Source organism: Okeania hirsuta, from assembly GCF_003838195.1.
Taxonomy (GTDB): Bacteria; Cyanobacteriota; Cyanobacteriia; order Cyanobacteriales; family Microcoleaceae; genus Okeania; species Okeania hirsuta.
Genome location: NZ_RCBY01000290.1, coordinates 1 through 7,742 on the forward strand (window position 1 = coordinate 1; position 7,742 = coordinate 7,742).

Here is a 7,742-nt window from a genome sequence, read left to right on the forward strand (position 1 = left end):
ATCCCCATGTAATTTTCCTCCTGTCTCCAGTATAGCTGTCTCCTGTCTCCTTCTTCAATTAATTTTTAGTTTTAAAATTGGAAGAGGTATAATAACAGAAAAAATATGAAGAGTTGAATCTAATTGCTATATCATGCCTCTTTTTTAAATACCTACAAATAAAAAAATTGTTAGGGATACCGGAGCATGGATAACAGAGTAAAAAATAGGAATAATTTTGAGAAATAATAAAGACAATAGAGAAAAGCATTTTTATGACATCTAATTAATGAGACTGGATCTTAGAGCTTCATCAAAAGCAAAATGTAGTGAAAATCCTTGATATCTAATATGCAATTCCATAATCAGAATAAAGTCATCAATAAATGACGATAATTAATCTCCTAAACACCAAGAAACAACTAACAATATTATTGACAGAAATAACCATCGAGGAATATGCAGCCATTGCATGAAGTCCATTGGTTCCAAGACAAAGATAGAAGTGAATAACCAACTGAAGAACAATACCACAGTTATCAAGAATAACGACATAGTATTTTCCGAAAAAAATTGAACAACTTATTTGATTCACCCTTAAGTATAATGTTAAATGATCTGCTCAAGCAAAGATGGTAAATTCTCGTGTTTAATACCCTTCTAACTGACTTCCGAATTATCTTTGATAGAGACCCTGCAGCTCGTAACTGGTTGGAAGTTCTTACTTGCTACCCTGGTCTTCAGGCTTTAATATTTCATCGCCTAGCTCATGGTTTGTACGGTCTGAAAATTCCTTTCCTGCCTCGTTTAATTTCCCACATAGGCCGTTTTTTGACTGGGGTTGAAATTCATCCAGGAGCTGTTGTGGGCCAAGGAGTTTTTATTGACCATGGTATGGGTGTAGTTATTGGAGAGACTGCTATTGTCGGAAACTATTGCCTAATTTACCAAGGAGTAACTCTGGGTGGTACTGGCAAAGAAACTGGCAAACGGCATCCTACTTTGGGTGAGAATGTGGTTATTGGTGGGGGTGCCAAGGTTCTTGGTAATATTAATATTGGTAATAATGTTCGTATTGGTGCAGGATCGGTAGTACTTAAGGATGTTCCTTCTAACTGTACTGTTGTGGGAGTGCCTGGGAGAGTTGTATATCGTTCTGGAGTTAAGGTAAATCCTTTAGAGCATGGTAGTTTGCCTGATTCTGAGGCTGAGGTTATTCGTGCTTTGGTGGATCGAATTGATTCTCTTGAACAACAGGTGGAAAATTTACAAGGTAAATTATCACAGTGTATTGTGCTTAAGTCTGACGCTGCATCTTCTGCTAATTATGCTAGCTGTCATCCCCAAGACTAAGCAATTCAAGATTTTTTTATGGCTAAGGAATTTAAGGATTTATATCTTGAGTAGACCAAGTTTTAGAGTTATCAATTTGATAAAGCCAACGATTTTGTGGCTCTCCTTTGAGTTCTAGATGCTCGACTTTTGTTGGATTTAGTAATAATAGATAAAAGTTTGATAGGGGATAGGCAGGATTTGGTGGGGACAATTCAAAGGCACCGATTTCTACTTTACTTTCTCCAGGATTAGGCCAAGTAAATTGCTGTCTAGCATTGTCTGAAATTTCTTGCCATGTTGTTTCTCTGACTTGAGCAAGTTTAGGATCAGGATTATTTGCTTTGATTAGGTAGAGTTTCCCAGTGAGGCGAAATTGTTCTCTAGTTTTGGGAAAGTACCAACAGATTTCGGCCCAGGGATTTTTTTCGATTTGTTCTACTTTATTGCTACGACTGTCAGTGATGAATTTTAGCTGATTGGTTTCTTCTAAAAAACCTCGGAATACGATGGTACGATTTTTGGGTTGGCCTTCAGCAGTGACTGTTGCTAATTGGACATAACGGGCATAAGTTAGACTTCGGTTTCTATGTAAAGCTCTGGCTAAGGGCGATCGCCAAGGTGCTAGTTTTTCTGCTTCTACTAAGTTAAGAAATTCCATGATTATTGGCTATTTTTGCTTTTTCTGTGTTTAACTAATCCTTAAATTTTAATTATGTGGTGATCGCTCCGGGAAAATAACCTGATCGCTAAATTAAGTCTTAAGTGCTGGAACTTTTTTCTAACTTGGCCAAGGCCGAAGCAACATTAACTATCGCCTGTGGTTTTGATTTTGGTTGAGACTTTTCCGATTGAGCAATATGGCTGACGCCACGCTCCGCGAACGCCTGAATTATTGGCAATTTCTTATAAGTATGATCGGAGTAAGTTTTTTTCCCAGTGGCCTTAAGTCGGAGGTCGCCATACTTGGCCTCTACTGGCAGAGGAGATATCCCTATCTGATTGAAAAATTTCCGGTATTGCGGAACTGTTTGTGGTTGTGTCGTAGTTAACCTCGTTAGTATATTTTTCCTGGACTAAATCCTGTAAATCTTTTTCCCAGGCTTTAATCTTAGGTGTTTTAGAGATAGAGATTTTTGATTTGTCTATAGAATCTGGCTCGGATTCTACTTCAGTCTCTGGGTCAGAGTCTTGTTTTGGGTCCAAATAATTCCCCACAATATCTTCTAATAATTTTTCAGGCTTGACTCCCTGTTGTTTGGCCTGAGCTTTTAACTTATCCCAAACGTCTCTGGGTAGTTTTGCTGTAGCGAGGGGCGGTATAGTTTCCCCAGTAATAGTAGTTTCTATGTAATTTGCTGTAATGGGTTTGGATTCTTGCTTTGCCTTACCCAGAACCTCTTGCCAACAGCTCACTGTCTCATCAACTTCCTCACTAACTTGACTGGCAGAACTGGCTAATTTTTGGGCTTGAGATACGTTGTCTGGCAATTCGGTAAATCCTTCCAGCATCAATGACCAAGATATTTGAGCAGCTTTAATGACTCGTTTGACGTAATAGACCGATTTTTTCAAGCCTTTAAGGCAATACTCTTTGAAGGTTTTATACCCCAAATTTTTATACAATTTATAAATTTGAAAAGCCCTCAAAGCCATGCCCTCTTTGATATAGGCATATCTGTCGGCCAGCATATCTATTTCCAGAGAAGCGATCGCTTCATCGCCTTCTTTCCAGGTATTGTCCCAAAACAAATCGCAAAATTTATCTAGATATCCATCTGCCCAGTTGGGAAGTTCTGGGTTATTGAAAGGAGTCTCGAATTTGTGGTCATATAAATTTCCAATCATAAAAAAGTAAGAAAAAGTTAGGTTACTTAGAAAGGGGTGAAGTTAGCAGCATTATTGCCTCACCCCAAAAGATATCCATTAGATAGTCACTGAGAAATTTAAAGGCTATGTCAGTTAAGCATTAGGTTTTAACTGTTTGGACTGCTTTGTTAGACTTCACCTCCTGAAAATATAACGTCTGTTAATTGATTATTTATATAATACGTTCGTACAATAAAAACGTCAAGAGTTTTGAGTAAAATTTATTCACGAATGTAAAATGAAAAAAAGCAGTAAATATAATGCCGAGAAAATCAATCCATCAGGAAAAGAAGGCCAGCATTCATTTAACCGTAACCCCTACAACCAAGAAGCGTTTGAAGCAAATATCAGCAGCTTTAGGAATCAGTCAAAGCGAGTTAATAGAGCTATGGACAAAGGAGGCCGAATTACGGTCTCAAAAACAACTGTTGGGGGAATTCTTGACCGCTTAAGGACTCTTCAGTCTATACACCTAGAATATGTAGAGGAACATGGCAAAAGATTAGAACAGCGGCTAATCGAAAATCATACCCATAAATCTAAAGTATTTGAGGAGATGCGCTCTTTAGAAGTTGAGTTGGTTCATCTCCTCGAATCTGCCAAAGAGGAAGACCCAAACGAAGAAGAATAAAGAGTCAAAGAAGCCGATCGCAGTAATGTGGTCGGTATTTTTTTTATGTCAAAAATTATACATAAGCCAGTTTTTTGTTTGCCAGAGTATTCTATATAGAAAATTATAAGTTTGTCAAGATTAAATATAGAATATTTTATATAGATCGTCCTATCCTATATAGAAAAGAAAATCATGGAAAACGAGAATGCCGAAAAGCAAACATAAGGAACACGGACAGTACAAGATGGGACTTTCAGTCAGCGTGACACCGGAAGCAGCACAGGGGTTGATGGAACAAGCGAAAAAACTGGGCTTGAGTCGGTCAGCTCTACTGGAGAAAATTGGAAGAGGGGAGATTCAATTAAACTTTTCTTCTGTGGAACAATTGGGAAAATTCTCGATCGCCTAATCAACTCCTGGGAAGATAGGAAAAGAGAAGCTGAAAATTGTTTTACTTGGTACAACGAACAAATAGTCAAATGTGCTAAAGAGATTGAAGCTTTGGAGTTGATGAAGGCGGAATTAAAAGCAAATACCAAAGAAGAATAAAGAGTCAAAGAAGCCGATCGCAGTAATGTGGTCGGTATTTTTTGATAAACAGTCTCTTAACGAATATCTTGATAGAAACGTTTCAGAAAAGTTGGTGAGACACCAAAACCCCATAAAAAACCAATAAATAAATAGATAAAATTTGCTTTGAAAATTCCCCACTTAGCTACACGGCGATCGCTAGTATATACAAAGCGATTTACTAAAGAAATTCGTCCATGTTTAACTAACTTGAGACATAAGTCAGCATCTTCCATAATTGGTAGATTAATATTAAAACCATCAACTTTCCAGAAATCTGTACGACGACAGAAAATTACTTGGTCTCCAAACAAAATCCGCAAACCTTTAAAAAATAGATGAGGGCGAAAAATTAGGGGAGCATAAAAAGTTTTGAGATAGTTATGTAAGGCAATACTCCAGCGAGTAGTTTTGGCATTACACATAATAGAAATAAATCCACCACAAACAATATTTGGATTTGCCAAAGTTTGGGAAATTATAGAAATCAAGTCATTAGGCACTATAGTATCAGCGTGAAGAAAACAGAGAATTTCTCCTGTTGCTTTTTGGGCACCTAAATTCATTTGAATAGAACGTCCGCGTTGAGGAGAATAAATGACAGAAACTCCAAAGGAGAGAGCAATAGAAACTGTATCGTCTTCGCTGTAACTATCTACTACTAATATTTCTTTTGCTGGAGGAGTAAGTACAGAAAGATTATTGAGGGTACGCGATAAATAAGCTGCTTCATTAAAGGTAGGAATAATGATAGAAATATTGGGCATAAATTAAGTAAGAAGGAAGAATTCAACAATTAATAATTAATTATTAATTATTACCTCTCCTTGAAAACGGATAGGATTGACTAAAAGTAAAATTTTTTTTTCTTTTTTCCCCTTAAAAGGGGAGGCACATACCCACAATTTCTCGGTAAGAAGTAAAAAGTCAGAAGTCAGAAGTCAGAAGGAGTTTAATTCTCTAGGATAGAACAAGTGGTAAGTATATAGCTGAAATACCTACGTCAAGTAAACTAACAGTACAATCAAAAGTCAGATTATAGCAAGTATTTAAAGAAGTCAGAAGTCAGAAGTCAGAAGTCAGAAGTTGTTTTTGTAACGGGGATTTGAGCAAGCCTCCAAAAATATTTCGCCTTAAAAGGCGGGGTTACGCAACCCAATTATTTTGATAAATTATGATAAGATTTAGTAGTTATACCATTTCACTTAAAAAATGTCACAAATAGTTGGTAACTAATTAAGTCAAATAATAAACTAAAATTACTGTAGAGTAGAGATTTTAAGTACTTAAAATCTTACTTTTGACTTATGACTGTCTTGAGTGCGTCTTAAATTCTGAGGAAATCTCGCCAATTAGCACTCGCTTTTGACTTTTGACTTTAGTGAAACGGTATTAGTAATTCCATATACGAGTTCTACATTCATAGCTATTCCATCAAGGAATTAAACTGTTTGATAACCTTGCCAATTAGCAATTATTAAGATTATTAATATTATGGATAAATCATCAATTAGAGAATTACTAGAAGACTTGAAAAATCCTGATGAATTAATTAGAAATAAAGCTACGGGTGAGTTATGGCGGATTTGGTTTGAACAAAAAGGTGTTGCTGGTTTAGAAGCAATTAGAAGCTCAGAAAATTTGCTGCAAGTTGGAGAAGTTGCTAAGGCAGAAGCAGTTTTGAATAAATTAGTTGAAGATTTACCTGATTTTGCAGAAGCTTGGAATCGAAGAGCGGTTCTTTATTACACTTTAGGAGAGTATAGAAAGGCGATAAAAGATTGTGAGATGGTAGTGAAAATTATTCCTTTTCATTTTGGTGCTTTGCATGGTTTAGGATTATGTTATGCTGCATTGGGAAAATATCGAGAAGCTATTTTAGCTTTTAAAAAGGCTTTAGAAGTTCAGCCTTATGCTATTGAAAATCAAAGGTTGAACTTCTAAAGCCTTTTTAAAAGCTAAAATATCGAGAAGCTATTTTAGCTTTTAAAAAGGCTTTAGAAGTTCAGCCTTATGCTATTGAAAATCAAAGGTTAATTCTAGAATGTACGGCGAGGTTAAGTTAGATATATTATTGATCTGAAGAGGTGTAGCGATCGCTTTCCTAATTTTTATTAATTCTTTCTGAAAATTAATGAATAAATATAAGAGACATCTGGTGATAATAAAAAATTAAATTAATTATCGCACTATATAAATCAAAAATTTTCCCCTACTCCCTAATCCCTATTTTCTGAATATGCCTAATAACAATGAAAAAAAATGACCTAGAGTTTTATGACTTAAGTGCTAATCAATGGTGGGATAAAAATGCCAAAATTTATGCACTTTATTATCTTAATCAACCAAGGTTTAAATTTTTCGATAGATATGTTCCTCATTGGCAAGGATTAAAGGTTTTGGATGTGGGTTGTGGGGGTGGTTTTTCTTGTGAATTTATGGCCAAGAGAGGTGCAATAATTTATGGTATTGACTCGTCGGCAAAATGTATAGAAGTTGCTCAAAAACATAGCGGTGAAAATAGTCTGGATATTAACTATAAAATTGGGATTGCTGAAAGTTTGCCTTATGAAAATAATACTTTTGATGTTGTTATTTGTGTGGATGTTTTGGAACACGTTTCTGATTATCGTCAAGTTGTTTCAGAAATATATAGAGTGTTGAAACCTGGTGGTATTTTTTTATATGACACGATAAATCGTAATTTTCAATCTCGATTTATGATGATTTGGTTGATGGAAAATTTATTACGATTAATTCCCCAGGGGGTTCATAATTGGGATAAATTTATTCTGCCAGAAGAGTTGAAAGAGTTGATGTTATCTTTGGATTTTGTTGAAGTTGAAATGAAAGGTTTTGATTTGTTTGGAGAAATAGGTTTTGTCTTGGGAGAGTTGAATACTTTAAGAAAAAATCTCAAGTTTGATAAGTCGTTACAAATATTTATTCGGAAGTTAATTCAAGTCTGGAAAACAAATTTTATTAACTATCAGTTATATCGAAAAACTGGCTCTTTTCAAATTAATATTAATGATGATATGTCAATTATGTATATTGGTAAGGCTTTGAAAAATAAGGAAACTCCATAGATGAATGGTGGTGGTGTATAGTAATGCTAGAGAGAGTTTTGGGAGTGTGGGAACCCACGCCTAACCCCTCCCAGGAGGGGAATGTGGGGAGTGTAGGAGAAATTAAAAAATATATATCTTTACCATTACTATGCAGGACTACCAGATAAATTAGTAAACTCAAATAGTTGATTTTTTAGTCTATCTAGATTATGATCTCTCTTAAGTAGTACAACAAAAGTAAATAACTGTACTTTAATTAATAATTAATAATTAATAATTAATAATTAATAATTAATAATTAATAATTA

Annotated in this window: 10 protein-coding genes; 5 read left to right on the forward strand and 5 right to left on the reverse strand. The window is 35.2% G+C overall.

Annotation, left to right across the window (positions count from 1 at the left end; genetic code table 11):
• Positions 1–375: 375 nt before the first annotated feature.
• Positions 376–534, reverse strand: a complete 159-nt coding sequence (locus D5R40_RS36290) for a hypothetical protein (protein ID WP_161564746.1) — start codon at positions 532–534, stop codon at positions 376–378.
• A 90-nt stretch (positions 535–624) separates the two neighbouring features.
• Between D5R40_RS36290 and cysE the strand changes: the two genes are divergently transcribed.
• Positions 625–1,332, forward strand: coding sequence for a serine O-acetyltransferase (cysE, locus tag D5R40_RS28225; RefSeq protein ID WP_124147662.1), 708 nt, complete (start codon positions 625–627; stop codon positions 1,330–1,332).
• Between the two features lie 31 nt (positions 1,333–1,363).
• Here cysE and D5R40_RS28230 read toward each other — a convergent pair whose 3' ends face one another.
• The 3 genes from D5R40_RS28230 to D5R40_RS28235 all read right to left on the reverse strand — a co-directional run bounded on the left by D5R40_RS28230 (position 1,364) and on the right by D5R40_RS28235 (position 3,159).
• Positions 1,364–1,972, reverse strand: coding sequence for an Npun_F5749 family FMN-dependent PPOX-type flavoprotein (locus D5R40_RS28230; RefSeq protein WP_124147663.1), 609 nt, complete (start codon positions 1,970–1,972; stop codon positions 1,364–1,366).
• A 100-nt stretch (positions 1,973–2,072) separates the two neighbouring features.
• Positions 2,073–2,213, reverse strand: a complete 141-nt coding sequence (locus tag D5R40_RS36295; RefSeq protein WP_161565089.1) for a hypothetical protein — start codon at positions 2,211–2,213, stop codon at positions 2,073–2,075.
• A gap of 43 nt (positions 2,214–2,256) precedes the next feature.
• Positions 2,257–3,159 (reverse strand): hypothetical protein, encoded by a 903-nt coding sequence (locus D5R40_RS28235; protein WP_124147664.1) that lies wholly within the window; start codon positions 3,157–3,159, stop codon positions 2,257–2,259.
• 259 nt (positions 3,160–3,418) lie between these two features.
• Here D5R40_RS28235 and D5R40_RS43565 point away from each other — a divergent pair, with 259 nt between their 5' ends.
• Both D5R40_RS43565 and D5R40_RS34205 read left to right on the forward strand, forming a co-directional pair.
• Complete coding sequence (locus tag D5R40_RS43565; protein WP_240039197.1) at positions 3,419–3,811, forward strand: hypothetical protein; 393 nt, start codon at positions 3,419–3,421, stop codon at positions 3,809–3,811.
• A gap of 226 nt (positions 3,812–4,037) precedes the next feature.
• A complete protein-coding gene (locus tag D5R40_RS34205; protein WP_161564747.1) occupies positions 4,038–4,202 on the forward strand; it encodes a hypothetical protein in 165 nt (54 codons plus the stop codon).
• A 196-nt stretch (positions 4,203–4,398) separates the two neighbouring features.
• Here D5R40_RS34205 and D5R40_RS28250 read toward each other — a convergent pair whose 3' ends face one another.
• Positions 4,399–5,130: a TIGR04283 family arsenosugar biosynthesis glycosyltransferase gene (locus D5R40_RS28250; protein WP_124147667.1), complete on the reverse strand. Its 732-nt coding sequence runs from the start codon at positions 5,128–5,130 to the stop codon at positions 4,399–4,401.
• A 727-nt stretch (positions 5,131–5,857) separates the two neighbouring features.
• Here D5R40_RS28250 and D5R40_RS28255 point away from each other — a divergent pair.
• Positions 5,858–6,307: a tetratricopeptide repeat protein gene (locus tag D5R40_RS28255; RefSeq protein ID WP_124155543.1), complete on the forward strand. Its 450-nt coding sequence runs from the start codon at positions 5,858–5,860 to the stop codon at positions 6,305–6,307.
• Between the two features lie 308 nt (positions 6,308–6,615).
• On the forward strand, positions 6,616–7,452 hold the full coding sequence (ubiG, locus tag D5R40_RS28260; RefSeq protein WP_124147669.1) for a bifunctional 2-polyprenyl-6-hydroxyphenol methylase/3-demethylubiquinol 3-O-methyltransferase UbiG: 837 nt from the start codon (positions 6,616–6,618) through the stop codon (positions 7,450–7,452).
• The last annotated feature ends 290 nt before the right edge of the window (positions 7,453–7,742 follow it).